Annotated in this window: 18 protein-coding genes; 7 read left to right on the top strand and 11 right to left on the bottom strand. The window is 47.4% G+C overall.

Features of this window, described 5'->3' with window-relative positions; genetic code table 11:
- Positions 1–38: 38 nt before the first annotated feature.
- The 3 genes from ACOCLE_RS02070 to ACOCLE_RS02060 all read right to left on the bottom strand — a co-directional run bounded on the left by ACOCLE_RS02070 (position 39) and on the right by ACOCLE_RS02060 (position 4307).
- Positions 39–1469: an MBL fold metallo-hydrolase gene (locus ACOCLE_RS02070; protein ID WP_419535310.1), complete on the bottom strand. Its 1431-nt coding sequence runs from the start codon at positions 1467–1469 to the stop codon at positions 39–41.
- Positions 1470–1759: 290 nt separating this feature from the next.
- Positions 1760–2536 (bottom strand): ferredoxin--NADP reductase, encoded by a 777-nt coding sequence (locus ACOCLE_RS02065; protein ID WP_419535309.1) that lies wholly within the window; start codon positions 2534–2536, stop codon positions 1760–1762.
- On the bottom strand, positions 2523–4307 hold the full coding sequence (locus ACOCLE_RS02060) for a cytochrome P450 (protein WP_419535308.1): 1785 nt from the start codon (positions 4305–4307) through the stop codon (positions 2523–2525). The genes ACOCLE_RS02065 and ACOCLE_RS02060 overlap by 14 nt, the downstream gene beginning before the upstream one ends.
- 179 nt (positions 4308–4486) lie before the next feature.
- On the opposite strand from ACOCLE_RS02060, the gene ACOCLE_RS02055 reads away from it, so the two are divergent.
- Complete coding sequence (locus tag ACOCLE_RS02055; RefSeq protein WP_419535307.1) at positions 4487–5131, top strand: TetR/AcrR family transcriptional regulator; 645 nt, start codon at positions 4487–4489, stop codon at positions 5129–5131.
- 21 nt (positions 5132–5152) lie between these two features.
- Here ACOCLE_RS02055 and ACOCLE_RS02050 read toward each other — a convergent pair whose 3' ends face one another.
- From ACOCLE_RS02050 to ACOCLE_RS02030, 5 genes are all read right to left on the bottom strand, one after another.
- The gene (locus tag ACOCLE_RS02050) at positions 5153–5833 is read right to left on the bottom strand and encodes a hypothetical protein (protein WP_419535306.1); all 681 of its coding nucleotides are present in this window, start codon (positions 5831–5833) and stop codon (positions 5153–5155) included.
- Positions 5834–6078: 245 nt separating this feature from the next.
- A complete protein-coding gene (locus ACOCLE_RS02045) occupies positions 6079–7254 on the bottom strand; it encodes a lipid-transfer protein (RefSeq protein ID WP_419535305.1) in 1176 nt (391 codons plus the stop codon).
- Positions 7255–7257: 3 nt separating this feature from the next.
- Positions 7258–7734 (bottom strand): MaoC family dehydratase, encoded by a 477-nt coding sequence (locus ACOCLE_RS02040; RefSeq protein ID WP_419535304.1) that lies wholly within the window; start codon positions 7732–7734, stop codon positions 7258–7260.
- The gene (locus ACOCLE_RS02035; RefSeq protein ID WP_419535303.1) at positions 7731–8870 is read right to left on the bottom strand and encodes an acyl-CoA dehydrogenase family protein; all 1140 of its coding nucleotides are present in this window, start codon (positions 8868–8870) and stop codon (positions 7731–7733) included. The genes ACOCLE_RS02040 and ACOCLE_RS02035 overlap by 4 nt, the downstream gene beginning before the upstream one ends.
- A 97-nt stretch (positions 8871–8967) precedes the next feature.
- Positions 8968–9948, bottom strand: coding sequence for a bifunctional MaoC family dehydratase N-terminal/OB-fold nucleic acid binding domain-containing protein (locus ACOCLE_RS02030; protein WP_419535302.1), 981 nt, complete (start codon positions 9946–9948; stop codon positions 8968–8970).
- 322 nt (positions 9949–10270) lie between these two features.
- On the opposite strand from ACOCLE_RS02030, the gene ACOCLE_RS02025 reads away from it, so the two are divergent.
- The 4 genes from ACOCLE_RS02025 to ACOCLE_RS02010 all read left to right on the top strand — a co-directional run bounded on the left by ACOCLE_RS02025 (position 10271) and on the right by ACOCLE_RS02010 (position 13164).
- On the top strand, positions 10271–10825 hold the full coding sequence (locus tag ACOCLE_RS02025) for an AraC family transcriptional regulator (RefSeq protein ID WP_419535301.1): 555 nt from the start codon (positions 10271–10273) through the stop codon (positions 10823–10825).
- Positions 10826–10888: 63 nt separating this feature from the next.
- The gene (locus ACOCLE_RS02020) at positions 10889–11932 is read left to right on the top strand and encodes a transposase (RefSeq protein ID WP_419533005.1); all 1044 of its coding nucleotides are present in this window, start codon (positions 10889–10891) and stop codon (positions 11930–11932) included.
- A 23-nt stretch (positions 11933–11955) separates the two neighbouring features.
- Complete coding sequence (locus tag ACOCLE_RS02015) at positions 11956–12099, top strand: helix-turn-helix domain-containing protein (protein WP_419535300.1); 144 nt, start codon at positions 11956–11958, stop codon at positions 12097–12099.
- Between the two features lie 111 nt (positions 12100–12210).
- Positions 12211–13164 (top strand): DMT family transporter, encoded by a 954-nt coding sequence (locus tag ACOCLE_RS02010; protein WP_419535299.1) that lies wholly within the window; start codon positions 12211–12213, stop codon positions 13162–13164.
- Between the two features lie 46 nt (positions 13165–13210).
- Here the strand turns inward: ACOCLE_RS02010 and ACOCLE_RS02005 are convergent, their stop codons facing one another.
- Genes ACOCLE_RS02005 through ACOCLE_RS01995 form a run of 3 tightly spaced genes read right to left on the bottom strand, consistent with a single transcriptional unit; the run spans position 13211 to position 16672 of the window.
- Complete coding sequence (locus tag ACOCLE_RS02005) at positions 13211–14074, bottom strand: SDR family NAD(P)-dependent oxidoreductase (protein ID WP_419535298.1); 864 nt, start codon at positions 14072–14074, stop codon at positions 13211–13213.
- Positions 14058–15842 carry an FAD-binding protein gene (locus tag ACOCLE_RS02000; RefSeq protein WP_419535297.1) on the bottom strand — a complete coding sequence of 595 codons (1785 nt, stop codon included), beginning with the start codon at positions 15840–15842 and terminating at the stop codon, positions 14058–14060. Before ACOCLE_RS02000 ends, ACOCLE_RS02005 begins: the two co-directional genes overlap by 17 nt.
- Positions 15843–15895: 53 nt before the next feature.
- On the bottom strand, positions 15896–16672 hold the full coding sequence (locus ACOCLE_RS01995) for an SDR family NAD(P)-dependent oxidoreductase (RefSeq protein ID WP_419535296.1): 777 nt from the start codon (positions 16670–16672) through the stop codon (positions 15896–15898).
- Positions 16673–16956: 284 nt separating this feature from the next.
- Between ACOCLE_RS01995 and ACOCLE_RS01990 the strand changes: the two genes are divergently transcribed.
- Together ACOCLE_RS01990 and ACOCLE_RS01985 are read left to right on the top strand one after the other, a co-directional pair.
- On the top strand, positions 16957–18090 hold the full coding sequence (locus ACOCLE_RS01990; protein ID WP_419535295.1) for a helix-turn-helix transcriptional regulator: 1134 nt from the start codon (positions 16957–16959) through the stop codon (positions 18088–18090).
- Positions 18091–18225: 135 nt separating this feature from the next.
- Positions 18226–20706, top strand: a complete 2481-nt coding sequence (locus tag ACOCLE_RS01985; protein WP_419535294.1) for a ubiquitin carboxyl-terminal hydrolase — start codon at positions 18226–18228, stop codon at positions 20704–20706.
- Positions 20707–20778 lie beyond the last annotated feature (72 nt).

Raw genomic sequence — 20778 nt, 5'->3', positions numbered from 1 at the left:
CCTCCTTTATCAGCCCCCCTCGATCAATTAGATTTGCACTACAATGCTGCAATATCTTTTTCTGTTGTCGCTATACGAGCCTTCAGCCAGCCAGTTTCACTGAAGTTACTGCCATTCTCATAAGCATGAGCCAATAGCTGTTTCAGCGCCTGTAAACGCAGCTGGTAAGCAGATTTATGGTTTGGCTCACTGGCAAGCACCATTTCAATATAATGGAGCGCCTTAACAGGTTGGTTACTGCTTACCTGCTCTTCAGCCTTTACCATCAGAGGCTCAGCTCCACCAGCAAGCTCAGCCAGTTCCGGATAGAGCTGTCTTACTGGGGTCGTATATAGTTCAGTGGTGGACTCAAAATGAAACCAGGTGCTGTAGTACTCCCAGATACTGCGGACATTCCAGGAAACCTTGCCATGCCCCTGACTGATGTTGATTTCATCAGGCAGCTGAACCTCATCCATGAGTTGCCACAGGGTTTTACCCGCATTCATTCCGGCAATGGTCGCATCATGGATATAACGGGTGGCTTCCCGCATTTTCAACAGATCGCTCTGTAATTGCGCAGCATCCGTCAGAGGATCAAAGTGGCTGGGCAGAATAATTTCCGGCTTAAGATCAACCATGGTATCCAATGAGTTGATATAGGCGACAGGATCACGGAAACGCTCACCACGCAAAGTAAACAGGTTGGGAACCATCGGGAACAGCGGGCCAAATACATCTCCGGTAAACAGTGCCTTCTGCTCTGGCACCCACATCACCAGATTATCATCCCCTTCTGCACCGGGTGTTGGAATTACCTGAAACTGAACGCCACCCAGCTCAAATTCGTAGGTACTGCCATCTTCCACAACGATATCGCCAGTAATACCACCGTAGGCAAACATTGAGCCCTCTTTTGGCGGCTCCTCTGGCATAAAGGTATACAGCGTGCGATTCCGGTTCCAGAAATACTGTTCCAGATCTTTCAGATAACGCTGACCTTCCGAGAATCGTTCATGAACAATGACTTTGGCACCCGGGTATTCCGCCTGCCAGAATTTCAAACCGCCAATATGGTCGCCATGGGAGTGAGAGAGAACAATATAGGCAATATCACCACCGGCGGCTTCCTTCAGCAATCGTTTATGTTTTACCGCCTGAGTTGGAAGACCGGTATCAAACAGGACATTACCTTCTGAGGTTTTAATCAGAAAGGTGTTGGCAACGCCACTGGCCCGAAAGATATTCTCCTGAAAACGATCCACCTCAATGGGAATGTGATGCAATTTCGCAACTGTTTTTACCTTCAGGTTCGGATCATGCTCTGATTGTGATGCAATAAACTTGCTGGCCAGGTTACCAGCCACCTCCGCCTTACGTTCATCAATCATTCTGCCCGCATCAGTACCACTGATTCCCAAACCGATACCAACACCAATCAGCGCTGACAATGTGACCGTGAGCAAAAATTTTGTACTGCTTTTTTTCATAATGTGATGCCCCCAAAACAAGAGCTATTCGCTTTCTGATTATTGTTATGTTGTCAGGGATCTACCCAATTCCCCCTGAACTGGTAGGTATTTGATCATAACCAGCCAAATCAGGCTTACCAGCCGATCTTTCTGGTGTCTTTTTTTCTCCAAACGGATTGGATAGCACAAGAAAAACGATATATCGCTCAAAAAACGCACAAAAATACAGTTCGGGAAGTAATTGGCCAGAAAGAACTGGCCAATTCAGAGGAGGGAGTATTTTTCTGTTTTATTTGCTATTTCTCCAATTACTTCTCAACAAAAGCTCTCTCAATGACATAGTCAGCCAAATCACCGGTATGAGCCGATGCTGTAAAACCCAAACTGTCCAGAATGTCACAGGTGTCATTCAGCATGGCCTGACTGCCACAAATCATGGCCTTATCGGTTACCGGGTTCAGTGGTGGAAGATCAAGATCATTGCACAACTGGCCACTGGTAATCAGGTCCGTCAGCCGGCCGGTATTTCTGAATAACTCACGGGTAACGGTTGGGTAGTAGATCAGCTTTTGACGGATCTCTTCACCCAGGTATTCATGGCTGGGCAGGTCATCCAGCAGGTAGTCGTGATATGCCAGCTCACTGATGTAGCGAACCCCATGGACAAGAATGACCTTCTCAAACCGCTCATAGGTTTCAGGGTCTTTGATAATGCTCATAAACGGGGCAAGACCGGTTCCGGTAGCAAAAAGGAACAGGTTCTGGGCCGGCTTCAGATCACCTACCACAAGCGTCCCAACTGGCTTGCGACTGACCAGCACCGAATCCCCCTGCTGTAAATGCTGAAGCCTGGAAGTCAGAGGCCCATCAGGTACCTTGATGCTGAGGAACTCAAGGTGCTCCTCATAGTTGGCACTGGCGATACTGTATGCCCGCATCAACGGCTTTCCCTCAACCTCAAGGCCCAGCATGACGAAATGGCCATTATGAAACCTAAGCGATGAGTCACGGGTGGTGGTGAAGCTAAACAGCGTATCGTTCCAATGCTTCACGGTTAACACGGTTTCTTGATTAAATGCTGACATACTCTGCTTCTTTTTCGTTGTTTGCTTCCTTACCCAAGACGATTTCGGAATCCCTATCCGACTGAGGAGCCAGATCCTTTTTATCAGCGACCTCAAAAGCCAAGGGTAACTTTAGCAAAGTACGGGCAAAGATGCTGGCCTCATAAGGACTATCCCCCACAATGGCAAACCGACTGGTTTTCTCAAGCAGCTTCTTCAATACGATACGAATCTCCATTCGCGCCAGTTCCCGCCCGATACAGGCATGCATACCAAAGCCAAACGTCAGGTGTTTCTTCACATTCCGCCGGTTCATATCAAATACGTCAGGGTTATCCCAGAACCGCTCGTCCCGATTACCGGAAGCCCACATCAGAAAGACCTGAGCACCTGCTGGCATGGTGACGCCATGCATCTCCACTTCCCGTGTGGTAACCCGGAAGTGCCCCTGGAATGCCGACTCCGTCCGGAACACCTCTTCAATAAATAGCGGAATCTTATCCGGCTCAGCCCGGAGCTCCTTCTCCAGCTCAGGCTCCCTGGCCAGCACCCTGACCGCACTGCCCATGGAGCTGGCAGAGGAGTCACTGCCGGCAATCAGGAGCTGCAGAATAATGGCGATTGCCCTCTGATCATTGATAATGCTGTCCGGGTCAGCACTGTTTTTGATCAGCGTTCCGGTAAAGTTCGCGGGTGGATTCTTTTTGGCTTCAAGATAGTGCTTCCAGAGATAACGGGTAAACTGTGCACTGCTCACACCGATTTCAATCAATTCCACCCGGCTGGCGGTGCCGCTCAGAGAACGAATACCCTGCATACACCAGTATTTGATCTGCTCAAAATCGTCTTCCGGCAATCCCAGTAACCGGATAATCAGGCGCATAGGCAGACGCCAGGCAAAATCCTGCACAAACTCAACATTCCTCCTGGGCAGGAATTCATCCATCATCTCATCGCAGAGGTCTTCCACTTCCTTTTCCAGACTTTTCACAAAGTGCGCATTAAAACCACTGTGGCCAACCTTTCGCTCTTCTTTATGAATGGGTGGATCCTGCAAAGCCAGGACATCGACAGGTACCACACCCAGTTCACCAAGCCGTTCTGCCAGCGTTTTTCCTTTTTTATCCGGATTCCGGGAGCGGCCCCTGACCAGAATTTCCATTAGCTTGGAGGAAAAGGCTGCAGTGTCCTTACTCACAGCTTGAATATCTTCAAACCGGGAAATACAGTAAAAATCTTTTCCCGGCATTTTATAAACCGGATAGTGATCCCGAAGCATTCGATAATATTCGAACGGCTCCGTAAAATTACTCTGACTCAGAGGCTGAAACTCTTCCGGTGTTTTCGGATTCAGAATGGGCAATACTTCCCTTTTATGCTCCTGATCCCGCTGCTTCTGACGTTGTAAAACAGTCACAGTCTGATAAAACAGCAGGGACTCAATTACGACCAGTACACCATGAATGCTCATGACCGGCGCACCCTGAATAAAACCGATAATACGCCCTGCCGCAGAACCAATGGCAAAGCCGGCAATCACCATCAGTGCTACCCGTCCACCGGTTTCAGTTTTGCAGGCTGCCGCCAATACCACGCCCAGTGCAATGAGCATGGTTCCGTAATAGGACTGAATATCCGTTCTGGCAACCGCATCCAGATTATTGAAATGAAAAACGGCGGCCAGCGTATCCGGCCACACCGTAAAACCGATGCCACAGAGGATGCACGCCATGGAAAAATAGAGCACCAGCATAAAGGTTTTTTTAATACTTAACGCCCAACTCAGTGACATCAGGAAACCCTGATAGAGATAAGACAACAGAAGTCGTCGGCTATGAAAGAAAAGGGATTGCATTGGTAGACCCATCCGGAACCGTTGTTTTTATTGTTTTCGAATACTCTTTTCAAATTATAAGTATACACTGTATACAAAAACAAAGTTTACACCGTATACTTATTTTTGCAACACTTATGGAAAGCGTTAACGCAGTCAGGAAAACCATGAAAAGAGCAGCACTGAGCCAACAGCAAATTGTCGATATGGCTCTGATCCTCGCCTCCGAAGACAGTGTTCACAATGTCAGCTTTCGCAAACTTGCAGACCGCCTGTCAGTGACTCCCATGGCCATCTATCGCTATTTTGATGATAAAGAAGCACTTCAGGCGGCGATGCTGGATCAATTCATTATCAATGCCCGGGTCTTACCCGACAGCCTCCTTAACTGGGAGCAGTGGCTTTTGCACACATCGGATAAAATGTACGCGGCACTTTGCAGTGAGCCGGGCTGGATTACGCTCTTTGGTCAGATCCAGTTAAAACCCGGTGCGCTGGCCGTTATGGACGAATGCCTGATGACGTTGGAGAAAGCCGGGTTTTCCATAGAAACCGCTATCGAAAGCTTTTTTATCCTGTTTCAAAATCTGCTGGGTGCTGTTTGCCTGAATACGGCGTTTAACAATAGCAATGGTCAGGGTATAGTGATCGAGATGGAAAGTATTCAGCCATACACTTTAGTAAAAGACAATCTTATACGTCTGAATAAAGTGGATCATCAAGAAACGTTAAGAAGCAGTATCACACTGCTTGTTGAAAGCCTTAAAAAGAAAAGCCACTGAATCAGTGGCTGTAAAAAACAATTAATCCGATACGATATTCGAAGGTATTAAAATATTGGCAGGAGTGTAATATTCTGACCTAATGGAATGAACAAACCAGGTTTGATCATCACGTTCGGATTGTCGAATAAAATAGGGTAAATCAATACCATCTAAAAACTTCATTTTTACTTTACCCAATTGAACCGCATTACAGGTTCCTTTCTGAACCCGATATGTCGTTTCATTCGCTCCATCAATCTGAACGAGAGTTACGTCAACATCAATAGGATGAGTAAATACATAGGTCCTCGCAGTATCCGTGTACCCAGTAGCCTGTTTTACCTGAATAAAGCGGGTATTCTCAAATTTTGGTTTAAACGTTGAACGCCCATTGTCTCTGAATTGGAATTGATTCTGGATGGTTCCTTCATGTACTTTAACTGATTTTATTTTCCAGTCACCTTGAACCTGAATATTAACAGAACCACATACGTAGTCATTCGCATTGATAAGGTCTTGGGTTACCCTGAACAAGCCATCAATAATACGAATCTGATCTTCTTTATTATCTGAATCTGAGTCACTTTCGCTATCACGAGTTTCCAGAATCACCTCACGATCATTATCTAAGCCGTCATCACCTATGTCTGCATGCGCTAAAAAAGCAATAAAATGACTGGCTGTAATAATAGTGAAAAATTTGAGAATTTGTTTCATCATTAAATCCTTTGGTCTTTCAGGTCATCGTCCATAACATGGATGTGTGGCCGATAAAATATTTGAAACTATGGTTTCACAAAATGATAGACCAACTTATTTCCAAATGGTTCCCAAAGGATAAAATTCAGCAACCTTATTTCTCAGAGCATTTATTCACCACACCGTTTTTTAATGGAAATTAAATGATAGAAATTAATCATTTACCTTTTCCGGCAGAGCAGGTAAATGATCAATTTCACGGTCTTCTACTGACCCAGTATCAAGCCACTTGTTGGTACTCCAGTACCAGCTGATACCAACACATTATTCACCTGATCAACCTGGTTCACCGCACTGCCGCGAACCTGACGCACAGCCTCGGCAATACCATTCATGCCATGGATATAGGCTTCACCAATCTGCCCGCCATGAGTATTGATAGGCAGCCTTCCTCCCATGGTGATCTGACCATCACGGATAAAGTCCTTAGCCGTTCCCTTATCGCAGAACCCGAACTCTTCCAGCTGAGGCAGCACAAACGGTGTGAAGTGATCATAGATCACCGCCGTCTGGATATCGTCCGGAGTTAGACCCGCCTGGCGGTATAGCTGCTTGGCAACCAGCCCCACTTCGCTCAGTCGGGTGATATCCTTTCGGTAGAAATGAGTCATCATCTGGGGATCATCACAGGCACCCTGTGCCGCTCCCTTAATCAGGGCAGGCTTATGATTCAGCTTTTTCGCCCGCTCCGCAGAAGTAATGACCAGAGCCACACCTCCATCACTCTCCTGACAGCAATCGAGCAGACGCAGTGGCTCACAGATCCAGCGGGAGTTCTGATGATCATCCAGGGTGATGGGCTGTTCATAGAACCACGCATTGGGATTAGTAGCAGCAAATTGTCGTGCAGCAACCGCCACCCGCCCAAAGTCCTCTGTCGTGGCACCCGTTTCATACATATAACGCTGTGCACACATGGCTACCCATGAAGCAGGAGTAACCAGACCATGGGGGATATACCAGCCATAATGCGCCGTTTCAAAATCGGCCTGAGCCTGGGTATCCTGCATGCCGGCGCCGAAACGGTATTCCGAGCGCTCATTCATAGCACGGTAACAAACGACAACCTCACACACTCCACTGGCCACCGCCATCGCCGCCTGCTGTACGGTTGCACAGGCTGCGCCACCACCGTAGTGAATCCGACTGAAGAACTTGAGTTCTTCCCCACCGATCTCACGAAATATCTCTATTTCAGGGTTATTATCCAGAGTGAAGGTAACCAGACCATCCACTTCGGAGGGATGAATACCGGCATCTTCCAACGCTGAAGTTACGCATTCCACGGCCAGCGTCATTTCACTGCGGCCGGAGTTTTTGGAAAATTCGGTTGCACCAATACCGACAATTGCGGCCTGGCCACTGAGAGATCCTGCTGCCATTTCTTATTCTCCCTGGTCTACTGCCGGCAAGGCGACCACTACGGTACCCGTGACATGATTACCCATGCTGTTCTTACCAGTCACTGCAACTTCTACCAGGTTTTCTCCTGATACTTCCCGCTTGTCCTGCACCTTGCCCACCAGCTTCATGACATCACCGGCATAATTGGGCACACCCAGCTTTATCTTGACCGACTTCAGACGCCCTTTTGGTCCGGTCCAGTCCGTAATAAAACGGCCAACCAGACCATTGGTGGTCAGAATATTCATAAAGATATCCTGAGAACCCAGAGCCTGAGCCTGATCCCGGTCATGATGAACATTCTGATAATCACGAGAGGCCAGTGCCGCCGAAACAATAAGCCGCGTTGTAACGTCTATCTCCTGAACCGGAAGCTTCTGGCCAACGTCTACCTGATCGAAACACAGATCATTAAACTGCTGCGTCTTGTCCTGATTAGCAATCACGAGCCCGCTCATAATACATTGACCTCTGCTGATTCATCCGCCAGCAGTGCACCCAGTGTCGCCTGCTGATAGGTACCACCACCCAGGCTCAGCTCCAGCTGCTTGGCCCAAAGGAAGTAACGGTGGAGTGGATAGTCAATATCGGCACCAATACCACCATGCAGGTGCTGGGCGGTATGAACCACACGACCACCACCGATGCAAGCCCACCATTTAGCAGTGGCAACGGCCGGTGCAGCTGCCTTTTCTTCTTCAAGTTGCCAAAGCGCCTGCCAGTATGTGGAGCGCATGGCTTCAATATCGATGTAAGCGTCTGCACAACGCATGGTAGTGCTCTGGAATCCAGCAATGGCCTTACCAAATTGCTTACGCTCTGTCGTGTATTCAGCAGTACGCCGTAAAGCCTCTTCAGTCACACCAACCATTGTCGCAGCAGCAGCCACCTGACCTCGGGCAATGATCCACTCCAGTGCTTCTTCCCCACTCTCAGCACCCACCAGAACATCCTGTGGTCTAACAGCAACGTCGGCCATTTGCACGGTATAAAGGGGTTCGCCATGAGTACTGTTCTGCGGGGTCAGCTCAACACCCGCCGCCAGGGCATCCACCAGAAGCAATACCGTTTTACCTGAATCATCCGTTGCTGGCATCAAAATAGCCCTGGCTTCACCTGCGTACGGTACACACTCACGAGTGCCGTTCAGAAGCAGGCTGTCGCCATTGGTGGAGACTGTCGCTTCAGACCTGATGGCCTCAGGCATGCTCTGCTCGGCAAGTGCCGCTGTAAGAATGTGTTCACCACAGGCGAGTGGCTGCAGGTATCTTTCCTGCTGCTCTTTTGTGCCAAAGCGGGCAATCGGCAGCGCGGTCAGCACCAGGGAAGGAAGCAGTGGCATAGGGGCAACATGCCGCCCCTGCTCTTCAAGCATCAGGCAGAGCTCTGTTAAACCAAAACCACTGCCGCCTGACGATTCAGGAATGGCCATCCCCAGCAGCCCGGATTCTGCAAACTGGTACCAGAGGTTTTTATCAAACCCTTCACCTTCCGCTTTCAGCTGGTTCAGGCGGGTCTCGGTTGCCTGATCAGACAGAATCTGTTTTGCCAGATCCCGAATCGCTCCCTGATCTTCACTAAATGAAAAATCCATTACACTGACTCCACTATTCTCTTTTTATTCTTATAAAATGTTGCCTCAATCTCCGACCAACCATCGGAGCAACAACACCTGATCATGCTTTCCAGATTTATTCTGTTACCGGACTGAACAGAGCCAGTGTCAGCTCATCATCACACTGGGTAATTTCAGCCTTCACCGGCATACCAATACGGACGTCTTCCGGCTCAATATTGATCAACCCTGCGACCAGTCTTGTGCCTTCTTCCAGTTCCACCAGGGCAATAGGGTTCGGATCATCAAAGGCAGGCAGCGCCGGATGATGCAAATTGACAAAGCTGTGAATAACCCCCTTACCACTGGCTTCTACCACGTCTTTTTCCAGAGACTGGCAGCTTGGGCACATTGGGGAAGGCGGGTGTCTCAGAGTCTGACAGGAAGTACAGCGCTGGATTAATAGCTTGCCCTGCTTTAAGCCTTCCCAGAAAAATGCGTTGTCACGATTCAACCCTGGACGGGGGCGCTGGGGAGCCTTAGGCTTATTGCTCTGGCTGTCGGCACTTGCCGGACGCTGAGCCTGTTGGGGAGCTTTGAACTTCAACAGACGGAAGCGCATCTCTGCAACTTTTTCATTGTCCTGATTAATAAACGTCCACAGTTCAGTAACAAAATACCCTTCCCCCAGGGCCGTCTGTTTCAGTTCGGAGATCGACTCGATGGTCATGGTATGGGAGATATCATCACCGGGCTTTACGTAACCGAAATACTCCTGATCACAGTTAACCGCTACAACAGAGACATAGCCCGCTTCGTCCAGCATATCAAGAACATATGGCTGTTCTTCAGTTCTGGGAACAGAACCCGGTGCCGGCATTTCCGTCACACCTTTCATGGTCCAGGCCTGAATCATGGTGGGTGGTGCAATAATTGATCCCTGGTCGGATTGCTCTGCATATTCCAGATTGGTGTACATGGGGTTATCATCGCCCATGGCCTGACACCAGTGACGGATCATTGGAAGATTGACGGGATCCCAGCTTCGCTGTGGACCCACCTCAACACCAATCGTGGCAGCCATTCGGGCTTCCAGTTCTTTATTGTTATTTTCCATGAAAATACCGCTTTTCTGGCTTGTTCACTGTATCCAGGATTCAGGAGATGGTCTGAAAATAGACGACCCTGCTGAATCATTACTGTTTATCTGATCAACCAATTCGAACCGCGTCTTTAAACCCAAAAAGAAGCCGGATCTCCGATATACACCATTCTACGCAGCCAATAACAGCCCTCAATTACAAAAACCGGCCATTGTCGGCTATCAATATGCGGCCTCTCCATGACCTCAAATCGCTAACTGATACCTTGCTCGGTTACTTTCTGTTCTAATATCAGCAAGGGAATAAAGCGGCAGCCACTGGAGTTGGACGAAATCCATGGAAAACAGTCTGAGCATTCGCTCGTATACCAGGACAACACAGGCACACACTCACGACTTCCATCAATTGGTTCTGCCTATTCAGGGAACCATTGGCATTGAGCTTCATGATTACCGGGGGAAGGTTGCTGTTGGTGAATGCGTGGTTATCAGGGCCGGTGTGGAACACCATTTTAATGCCGATGAGGCGGCACGATTTATCGTCGCAGATTTATCGGAACTGCCTGCCAACCTGATGGCACTTGAGTTTGTGATTTTTGCCATTTCCTCACCATTAACCAGTTTTCTGCACTTCGTTGAAAAACAACTGGAGCGGCAGGTGAATAACAAAATAGAGTCCGCAATCCTTGAGGTTTTTGTCGGTCTGCTGGAACAGGAAAGTGGCAATAAGTTCCTGGACCCTCGTATCCGCCCAGTCCTCGCTTATATTGTTGACCATCTGGAAACGGAGCTAACGATAGACAGTCTGGCCAGCATCGCCTGCCTGAGCCCTACCCAGTTCAAAAAGCGATTTAAAGAAGCCGTCGGTTGCACTGCTATTCAGCACATTTAGGACTTTCGCATTGACAGGCAGCTGTAAAAATTGCTAGATCAGCAAAAAATAGCGGATGTCGTCGTGCGTAGAAAGATAACAAGACCTACAACAGCTGGGTGTGATTTGCCGAAATATACAGGGTTTCTATTGTGTGAGCCGAAATCAGCAACCTGTACTCGCCTTAGTGAGATCGGAGATATGTCACACCACAGCGTTAACCGTTTTCTACAACGTGAAGACTTTGCTCCCAATGACCTTTTCATGGAAGTAGCCGCAAGGCTGATTCTTGATGGGGGCACGCTATCGGTTGATGATACGGTGCTGGATAAGCCGTACAGTAACTACACGGCATTCATCGGCTATCATTACTCGGGCAAGCATCATAAAGCCGTCAAGGGCATTAATCTCATAACGCTCTATTACACCGATATCAAAGGCTATAGCCTTCCTGTCAATTTCCGTATCTATGACTCTGCGGACGGAAAGTCCAAAAATGATTATTTTCTCGAGATGCTGAAAGAAGTACTTGTATGGGGCTTACGACCTGCATTTGTTACGGGGGATTCCTGGTATAGCAGTGCCGCAAACCTGAAGACTGTGAAAAACAACGGTCTGGGTTTTATGTTTGCCGTTAAAAGCAACCGTACTGTTTCTATCCAAAAGGGTGACTACCAACAAGTGCAGAGCCTGGAGATTCCTGAAGAGGGAATAACCGTTTGGCTACGTAATTTTGGTTCTGTGCGTTTGTACCGGACGCGGCTAAAAAACGAGCTGCGCCATTACGTCGTCTACACACCCCATGCTGGATCAGAGGTATCACCACAGGTAGGCTTTAATGAACTTCACCTGCACCATTGGGCGATCGAAGAGTATCACCGGGCGCTGAAACAACTCTGCAGTATTGAGCGCTTTCAGGTGAGAGGAAAGCAGCAGGTCAGGAACCATATTTTTGCCTCTATCTTTGGGTATGCCTGCCTTCAGGCCAAGAAAGTATCTGAATCTCTCAGTAGCATCTATCGCGTTAAGAATGATGCGCTCAAGGATGCTATTTGGGACTTCATTAAGAGCTTCTCTGATGGTAAAGACTGGCTGAGACCATCTTTTATCAGAGCTGTCAATGCGTAAGTTCTAACATTATTAAGAAACGCATGGAAAAGGCCAAGGCATTGCTGACCCATACCGACCTACCCATCCAGCTAATAGCAGAACGTGTTGGCTACAACGATGTTTCTGCCTTCAGCCGTCGTTTCACCTCCCATTTCGGCCTGTCTCCAAAAGCGTTTACCTGCTAGCCCCTGAAAAGCGCCTGATCAAACAACCACAGCGTCTTTTCAGCAAAGTGCATGCTGAATCTCTCCTATACCCTTAGATACTAAGAAGATGACCACTCAGGGAGCAGGGAAATGAAGTATGCTTTGAGAAATATCAATACCAGCAGCCAGAGCAGCATTGCAGTGCTGTTATCTGCTTTACTGTGGGGAACCACTGGTGCTGCAGCCAGTTTTATATCGGATGTAAACCCCATGGCGGTTGGTGCTTTTTCCATGGGCATAGGCGGCATATTACTGGCCCTTACCGCCAGAAAAAAATTGATAGAAGAGTGTCTATTACTCAGTCATTCCTGGCGAATAGTACTCATCGGTTCTCTCTCTTTAACGGTGTATCCGCAAGCCTTTTACTCATCGATGCACTTCGCCGGCGTCGCTGTTGGCAATGTGATTTCCATCGCCAGCGCTCCTTTTATGACCGTGATTATTGAGCGCCTGCTGCTGAACAAAAAGCAGATCACCTTTCGCTGGCTATTCAGTGCGGTGCTTGGAACAGCAGGCATTGTATTACTCACCTTATCAGAGGATTACAGCACCCAGGCTATCACTGAGGATTCAAGCAGACAGATAGGGGTACTGCTTGGATTGCTGGCGGCACTGACTTATGCCGGGTATACCTGCGCCGCCAAGAAATTAATGGAACAAGGAGCACATTCAACATCAGCCATGGGGAGTATTTTTTGCTGCGCCTCACTCTTCTTATTACCAACACTTCTGTTTACTGGTGAACATTTGTTCTCAAGCATTGAGAATACAGTAGCTGTCTGGTATCTGGCCTTAGTCCCTATGTTTCTGGGTTATCTCTGCTTCGGTTTTGGCCTGCGATTCATACCGGCCAGCAAGGCAACCTTATTAACCTTGTTTGAGCCGGTGGTTGCAGTTTGTCTTGCAGTAATTATCGTCAAGGAAGTAATTGCACCAACTGGATGGCTTGGCATGGGATTGATTATGGTTTGCCTGATCATCCAAGCTAGCGAAAAAGATGAAACGAGAAAAGGATTAATAAAGGAATACAGTAAAGCAGGATAATGACGGCCTCACCTTAATGAGGCCAGACATTTTAGACAAGAGAGCACTATTCAATAACCGCAGGGTTAGGCATTGCCGGCCCACCCAGGAATGCCCGATGTGAAGGGGGCTGTGCACCATTCACATCCTTTACTCCGAGTTCTTCTGCCAGCTCTGCGCCAACCCAGATGCGCCCGGTTCTCTCCAGCATATCATCACTGTTTGCCAGAGCGGCAATCACACGTCCGCCAAACTCGGGAGATTCTGCAGTCGCGGCCAGGTCTGCGTATTTTTCAGGTTCAGCATCAAACACACGCTGGGTACGCTCTGTCAGAACCAGGCCTAACCAGAGCGAAATACAGGCGACATTATGAGGCTTGAGATCAACCCCCATATCCGCCGCAAACTTATCTACCGCGGCCTTGCCACCGCCATAGGCAGGACCATGCATATAACAGCGCCCACCAAACGACGATGTATGAACAATCAGTCCCTGCTTCTGCTCTGCCATTATTTTTGCACCGTAATAGCTGGCAACATAGGTAGAGCGCATTCCTACATCCAGGATATCCAGAAGAGAGAGGCTTTTCTCCCAGAATGGACCTGTCTGGGTCAACTCGTCAGGAACGGCAGTGGCATTATTTACCAGCACATCCAGACGACCAGACTCTTTCTGAATCCGCCCAAACAGTTTCTCAACCTGGGCATCATCACTGTGATCACAGACCACCGCAATGCCTTTGCCACCACGCTCATTGATTGCTGCAGCAGTAGCGAATACCGTTCCCGGTAAAGGGGCATCCCCTTCCTGCTGGCTTCTTCCCGTGACATAAACCGTGGCGCCACTTTCCGCCAGTGCCAAAGCGATACCCTTACCAACTCCACGGCTTGCACCAGTCACCAGAACAACCGATTCAGGCTTCAACAGCATTTTTATTCTCCTGAGTATTCTCAGCCGCTACGTCACCCGCTTTAACCGTACGGGCATCCACCTGACGCTGCGCAATATGGTTTGCCGAAAGATAACCAAAGGTCATGGCTGGTCCAATGGTGGAACCGGCACCAGGATAGGTTTGCTTCATGACCGAAGCAGAGGTATTGCCGATCGCATAAAGTCCAGAGATTGGGGAGCCATCTTCTTTAAGTACCTGACCATCGACGTCGGTAACCAGGCCACCTTTGGTTCCAATATCACCGATATTAACTTTCACCGCATAGAATGGGCCTTTCTCCAGAGGCCCAAGGCAAGGATTAGGCGTTGTATTTGGGTCACCGTAATAGCGATCAAACAAAGAATCCCCTTTGCCAAATTCAGGGTCTTTACCGTCTGCCGAATACTGATTGTAACTGGTAACTGTTTCCTGCAAACCAGCAGCATCCACTCCAATTTTTTCTGCCAGTGCCTCAAGGCTTTCCGCTTTCTGGAAGAAGTTTTTATATCGCTTCGGCACCGCTTTATCTGGCACAGCGTAGCCTGGCAATAAGGCTCCACAAGGGTATTTATGGCGATATTGAGCATCAAAAACGAACCAGCATGGTACAGATTCGGTACCATACATACCGTCTCCAAAGTCGTTATAAGGGGCGGCTTCATTCATAAAGCGCTTGCCGTCTTTATTGACCAGAATACAGTTGGGTAAAGCACGCTCTACAAACATGGCTCTGGAGCGTGTTTCACCCTCAACATGACTGGTCGGCGCCCACCAGCTGTGCTCCATTAATGCCGTTGCAGCCCCAAGGTTCTGGCCTGCCTGAATGCCGTCCCCGGTATTAATGCCTTCTGGTGCAGCACTCCAGAGACTCTGTGATGGTTGAGGATGGTATTGATCCCGCATGGCCTGATTGCTTTCAAAGCCTCCGGCACCAATGATCACCCCTTTCCTGGCCTTTACCCTTACCTGTTTGCCATCACGGTTAACCACCACACCAATGACCTGACCGTTCTCTTCCACCAGTGACTCCATTGGGCTGTTCAACCACAGGGGAATACCTCGATCCAGCATGGAGGCACGCAAAGCGGCAATCAGTGCATTTCCCAGGGTAAGAAATCGGTCCCGTTTGGATTTCAGCCGCCAGAAAATATCACGGTAATAGCGCCACATGATTCTCATATTGGTCAACAGAAAGCCTTTACCACGACAGAGCAAGACACGCGCCTCTTTCATGGTCATGGCCATTCGCCCCAGCATCAATGTGGCAGGTGTCGTTGGTCTCAGATTTTCAAATTCACTGCCCAGCTTGCTGGCATGGAAAGGCATGGGATCCATGGAGCGATAGCCCGGCATTCCGCCTGGCAGTTCCGGGTAGTAATCCGCATAGGCAGACTGGGCTTCATAACGAACCCGGGTGTTCTCTTCGAGGTAACGGAGCATTTTCTTGGCATTGGCCACATAGGATTCAATACGACCATCACCCGGCTCTTCTCCAATAACCCGTTTGATGTAATCGACGGCTACCTCATCAGAGTCTTTTACTCCCATGGCCTGCATCTGAAAGCTGTTTGGTATCCAGATACCACCACCGGAGATGGCTGAAGTACCGCCATATTGTTCTGTTTTTTCCACGACCAGCGTTTTCAGGCCCAGATCATGGGCACGCAGTGAAGCGGTTAATGCACCTGCACCAGATCCCACGACCACCACATCAACAATGGTGTCCCAGGGTTTGCTCCCGCCTTTTTTATTATTGCTGCTGTCCAAGTTAGTTTCCCCTTGTCGTTATTATGGGAATCGTTGTTAGGGATATTGATGACTTAAACGTGGTACCCGCCATCTACACAAATAATCTGCCCAGTAATATAACGTGCCCGGTTGGAAGCCAGGAAGCCCACGGCATCGGCCACTTCTTCAGCCTGACCAAAGCGCTTCAGACAGAGGTTCTGCAATACCGCATCTTCCCACGCCTGATCAAATGCCGTGCCTTTCAACCTTAAAAAGATACCGGTCTCGATCACGCCAATAGCGACACTATTGGCCCGCACGCCATAAGCACCTTCTTCTTTTGCAATCCCTTTTATCAGGCTTTCAATAGCAGCCTTTGGAGCAACGGAAAGGACATCCCGGGCAGGGAAACGGAACAAACCCGCAGAGCTGATATGAACAATGGAGCCACCGCCCTCTTTTCTCAGGTAAGGAATGGCCGTATGGGCAATATTGAAAAAGCCATTCACATCCGACTGGATAATGTCCTGCCAGAGCTCCGGTGTTGTTTCTGAAATAAACTGCTGGGGGATATCGTAGCCGGTAGCAAGCACTACGGTATGAATATTGCCATACTGCTCGGCAAGGTCAGCAAACAGCTTCTCTGCGCTCTCCCTGTCCCCCATATTGAGCTGAAAAGCCTCGGCCTGCCCACCAGTTTCTGCCAGAGAAGCAACCACTTCCAGCGCTTTATCCCGGTTTTTGTTGTAGGTCAGTGCAACGGTTGTGCCCTGCTCTGCCAGACGATGACAGACTGCAGCACCAACACCACCGCTGCCACCAACGACCAGCGCCACACCTTGAGAAAATTCGTTTTTATTATTATGCATAGCCTTGTCCGGGAAGTCAGAAGGTTACCGGTATCGCCATGATTGTGGTAACACAACCCTTTTCCAGTCTTCTGCTGAAGCTGTCCATAAAGGCAGGCGAAGTCAATGATGGATTCTTGCGGCTGCCCGGTAAACTCTCATCGTCTAAAGAGACTAACGAGCCAGAGCCACTGAAATAGAAAGCAACTGTAAACGACCTTGGTTTTTCTCACTGAATCGGGCGATAATCACGGACAAATGGATCTTCCGATTACCATTCGGATCATAAAACGAAGAAAAGCCTAATGAGCAAAACCATCAGTGTTGAAGCATTCAGTGATTTGGTGGACAAGCTGTACGGGGGGTTACAAAGCAAAGTCCCCTGGAAGCTGTTTCTGGAATATCTGGAACAGCAGATTGGCGCCAGCTTTTCTACTTTAATCCTACGCCCCCCGTCTCAGGATACCGAAGGGTTGATTCTCAGTACTGGCGGTGCCCACCATAATGAAGCGCTAACCTCCTATAATGATCACTTTTTTGCACTGGACCCTTTTGTTGATCTACCCAGTGGGCAGGTGGTCACACTGGATGAATTCATTCCGGAAGATGAACGACACCAGTCCGAGTATTTTCAGCAATTTCTGGCACCTATTAATGTTCACCATATATTAGGCGCTGACATCCACACACCTGATGGCGCCAAGTGCAGTTTAAGAATCAGCCGGGGAAGTGAAGAGAATCGCTTCAGTGATGATGACAAATGGCTGATTAACACCCTGATTCCCCATCTGATGCGGGCTGTTCAACTGCATATGCAGCTGAATCGGATGGAAGCCGAACGTAACCTCTATGCCGGAGCAGTCGACCAGCTGGCAGTGGGCACCATCATTCTGGATGATGAAGGTAAAGTACTTGAAATCAACCAGGTGGCCAAAGAACTGGAAAATGAAGATGATGGCCTTAGAGTCAGTAGCCGGACACTTCATATTGGTACCCAACAGGATACCCGCCGATTCCGGGAACTGATCAAAGAAACACTGGCTCATCAGCGAAATAACACGCCATCCATTGTTCAGGCCATGCGGGTTGCACGACTGTCAGGCAAGCGGGACCTGGGCATCATCATTCGCTCTATTCCATCTTCCCAATGGTCCGGTACTGGTAAGCGCCCTTGCGTTGCCATCTTTGTCAGTGATCCGGAAAGACAGTCCCAACCAGCACAGGACATTGTTAAAACCCTTTTTGACCTGACGCCAGCAGAGGCCCAGCTGGCTATGCACTTAGCGAATGGCCTGACTCTGGACGAAGCATCCGAGACTCTGTTTATCAGTCGAAATACCGCTCGTGCCCACCTGCGTTCAATTTTTTCCAAAACCGGGGTTACCCGGCAGACTATGCTGGTCAGATTGATTCTGAAAAGTGTTGCCCCTTTGGGGTGACACTTACTTCTCAATAATTAATATCAGAATAATTTACATTTCATTTTCATATTAATTACAGCAAGTCGTTATATTCATCATTCTCATTACAGAACTACACTGGGGGACTCTTATTTCAAAAACAGTGTATTTTCTATGGATTACAGCGCTTCATCATCTGATCTTCGCCAGACTTACCAATTAAATAAAAATTTATTAAAAACCAGAGGGCTCAGTACGCCAGCAACTTTTGGACCATGGGCACTAGAACCTAGCGTTTTTTCTTCAACAAATATGGAAAGAGCGATGTCTACCCCAACAGTTGGAGTAGAGGTGCAAGCAAGAGCAATTAGAGTAGTTCAGAGCACAAATGAACCAGATCAGCCTCCATTTTCAAGGGATGAGCTTACCACACCATTACTTCCAGGGTCAGAATATCAAGACTATGCTTCAGATACGCATTCTACTCAGCCAGAATCTGCCAAAGCTTTAGTATGTACCATACAACCCTGCACCAAAGAGCTACAAGACATTAAAGCAGTAAGTGCTCCAGAAGATTTAAAGGACAGGTTCAAACCAGATACGATTTTAACTTTACTTGAGCAAATTAAAAACAGAGATGGTTGCTGGGGAAAAATTTCTGTATTCTGCGCACTTCGTACTCATAACCACCGCAACAATGATCCTAGATTTCGAACCAGTGATTACATTGATTCTGAGTGGATCACTCATTTGCAACCCTATTTAGAAGCGATAGAACGAAATCTCAATAGACCCTATCCACACCGAGATGAAGTCACTTTAGCAATACAGCTGTTAACTTTTACAACTATTCAATTCAAAAGCCATTACTACTCTAAAGACAGTGATGCAAGTAATGATGCACTTTCCAACCTTGAGAATGAGATCAATCATATTATCAGGTATTTTTACCTGCAATTTGATAACACATGGATTAAAGAGTTAATAACCATTAAAAATTATTCAAAATCACCCTTGCATTTTAATTTCTCCCCCCAAATTAACAGCTGGAATCTCACTATAGTAGAAAAAAAACTATGCTCTCATTTTTCCCCAACTGCCTCAAAGTATCTTCCCGGATATCTTATGGTACTTAAACATACAGAACTAACAGAAATGAACCTGGATGAAATATTTGATGTTAGCGAAAAAGAAAAAGAGGAGGCAAAAGAAAGAAAAAGGCTCAGAGACTTATATACTTATCATGATCTGAAGAAATCACTCATACCCGCCGAACATATGTATGGATACCCTAACTTTCGAAGGACTTGCTTTGTTTCGGCTACGCTTGCTGGTTTTATGCCATTTTATTTTCCAAGACTTCGTATTCAACGGGATGATCTTAAAGTGAGGTTAGAGGAACTGGGATATAAACCGGTAAAAGTGAATCCTGTTAAAGATGAACAATCAACATCATTAGACTTAGACATCGGGAGTTTTCTGAAAGCTGAAGGAAAAAGATTGCAGGATGAAAAAAACAAGATGCAGGAACAATTTGAAAATCTATTGACCCACTCAGATATACCTGTCAACGAGGAAGCTATCCAGGAGCTTCAGGATGAAGCATCAAAAGTAGAAAGTAGCCTAGACTGCCTTCTTTCTACGGTGCTTCAGCACTGCCTACTTTCAATTAATGATGAGTTCTCTGAAAAAGACCATATTGATGAGATTCCTGATAAGGAACATATTAAGTTTCAAAAAACATGTAAAACTATGATTCAAGTTCTTATTGAAGCCTCTAAACTGCATTTATTTTCAGGCATTGAAACAATTGCTAAAGTCTCCGAACCCAGCCACTTAAGGTCACAAGATTGCGCTGAGTTTTTACTACCATTTTTAGACATACTGGCTGAAAGCTGTCTCCCTCAAGAGCTTTTGTATCATGAAATGATAGAAAAATGTGTAACTAAAGAGGGAAAAAAAATCACGATTGTTACATATGATGAAGTAATAAGTAACGTATCAACAGATGTAAGACCAGCAGAAAGTCGAATTTATATGCCTGCTATTTCTTTAGAGCAATCATTGAAAGCAGGCTTTTCTCTCCAAATGATACTGGATGATCACATGTCTCCCACTAACTCAGGAGACCAGCAAATCATAACCGTTGAGCCAAAACATTTTTTGTATGCAACAGACAAACAAAGCAGCTGTGTAGAGATTGCGGTAGATATTGAGTTAAATAAGGAGAGTAGAAAAAACTGGCTTGTTGAAAACCAAAGAACGGTACTGGTTGCATCCAACCCTCCTGAATTAGTCACAGTTCAACTCAGATTCCCCGGTGATTTTTATCAAAGAGCGTCTATTGCAGATAGGTTGCTGAAAGATGACAGTACAAAGGTTTCACTTACATTCCGAAATAAAGACACCCTAATTGATGAAAGGCATGAATACGAAAAAGTATGCACTGTTTTTCATGCTGAAGAGAGTGATGAATTGGATCGGCATTACAGGGCATCTATCAAGCGAGCAGATGGGAAATGGATGCTCTTTGATGACCATAAGGTCTATCACATCCCAGAAGAGAATGACATAAATTTAGAGTGTGGAGCACCTTCATTGTACATACTTAAAAAAGTAGCAATACCATCTGATCAATTAATTCCTTGTGGCTAACCTATTCGTAGACATAATAGGAATACAATTTAGTAGATCCGGTCAGGCTTTCATCAAGCGCAGGTGTTACTG

The sequence above is a fragment of the Endozoicomonas sp. genome, from assembly GCF_965196975.1.
In the GTDB taxonomy this organism is placed as follows: Bacteria; Pseudomonadota; Gammaproteobacteria; order Pseudomonadales; family Endozoicomonadaceae; genus Endozoicomonas.
This window is presented reverse-complemented; position numbering and strand designations above follow the sequence as displayed.

Coding starts and splice junctions, on each gene's coding strand:
- ACOCLE_RS02065 (WP_419535309.1), bottom strand. CDS start 2,536: ATGTCAGCATTTAATCAAGAAACCGTGTTAACCGTGAAGCATTGGAAC.
- ACOCLE_RS02005 (WP_419535298.1), bottom strand. CDS start 14,074: ATGCTGTTGAAGCCTGAATCGGTTGTTCTGGTGACTGGTGCAAGCCGT.
- ACOCLE_RS02030 (WP_419535302.1), bottom strand. CDS start 9,948: ATGGAAAATAACAATAAAGAACTGGAAGCCCGAATGGCTGCCACGATT.
- ACOCLE_RS02010 (WP_419535299.1), top strand. CDS start 12,211: ATGAAGTATGCTTTGAGAAATATCAATACCAGCAGCCAGAGCAGCATT.
- ACOCLE_RS01985 (WP_419535294.1), top strand. CDS start 18,226: ATGGATTACAGCGCTTCATCATCTGATCTTCGCCAGACTTACCAATTA.
- ACOCLE_RS02025 (WP_419535301.1), top strand. CDS start 10,271: ATGGAAAACAGTCTGAGCATTCGCTCGTATACCAGGACAACACAGGCA.
- ACOCLE_RS02045 (WP_419535305.1), bottom strand. CDS start 7,254: ATGGCAGCAGGATCTCTCAGTGGCCAGGCCGCAATTGTCGGTATTGGT.
- ACOCLE_RS02040 (WP_419535304.1), bottom strand. CDS start 7,734: ATGAGCGGGCTCGTGATTGCTAATCAGGACAAGACGCAGCAGTTTAAT.
- ACOCLE_RS02015 (WP_419535300.1), top strand. CDS start 11,956: ATGGAAAAGGCCAAGGCATTGCTGACCCATACCGACCTACCCATCCAG.
- ACOCLE_RS02060 (WP_419535308.1), bottom strand. CDS start 4,307: ATGTCACTGAGTTGGGCGTTAAGTATTAAAAAAACCTTTATGCTGGTG.
- ACOCLE_RS02050 (WP_419535306.1), bottom strand. CDS start 5,833: ATGATGAAACAAATTCTCAAATTTTTCACTATTATTACAGCCAGTCAT.
- ACOCLE_RS01995 (WP_419535296.1), bottom strand. CDS start 16,672: ATGCATAATAATAAAAACGAATTTTCTCAAGGTGTGGCGCTGGTCGTT.
- ACOCLE_RS02070 (WP_419535310.1), bottom strand. CDS start 1,469: ATGAAAAAAAGCAGTACAAAATTTTTGCTCACGGTCACATTGTCAGCG.
- ACOCLE_RS02055 (WP_419535307.1), top strand. CDS start 4,487: ATGGAAAGCGTTAACGCAGTCAGGAAAACCATGAAAAGAGCAGCACTG.
- ACOCLE_RS02035 (WP_419535303.1), bottom strand. CDS start 8,870: ATGGATTTTTCATTTAGTGAAGATCAGGGAGCGATTCGGGATCTGGCA.
- ACOCLE_RS01990 (WP_419535295.1), top strand. CDS start 16,957: ATGAGCAAAACCATCAGTGTTGAAGCATTCAGTGATTTGGTGGACAAG.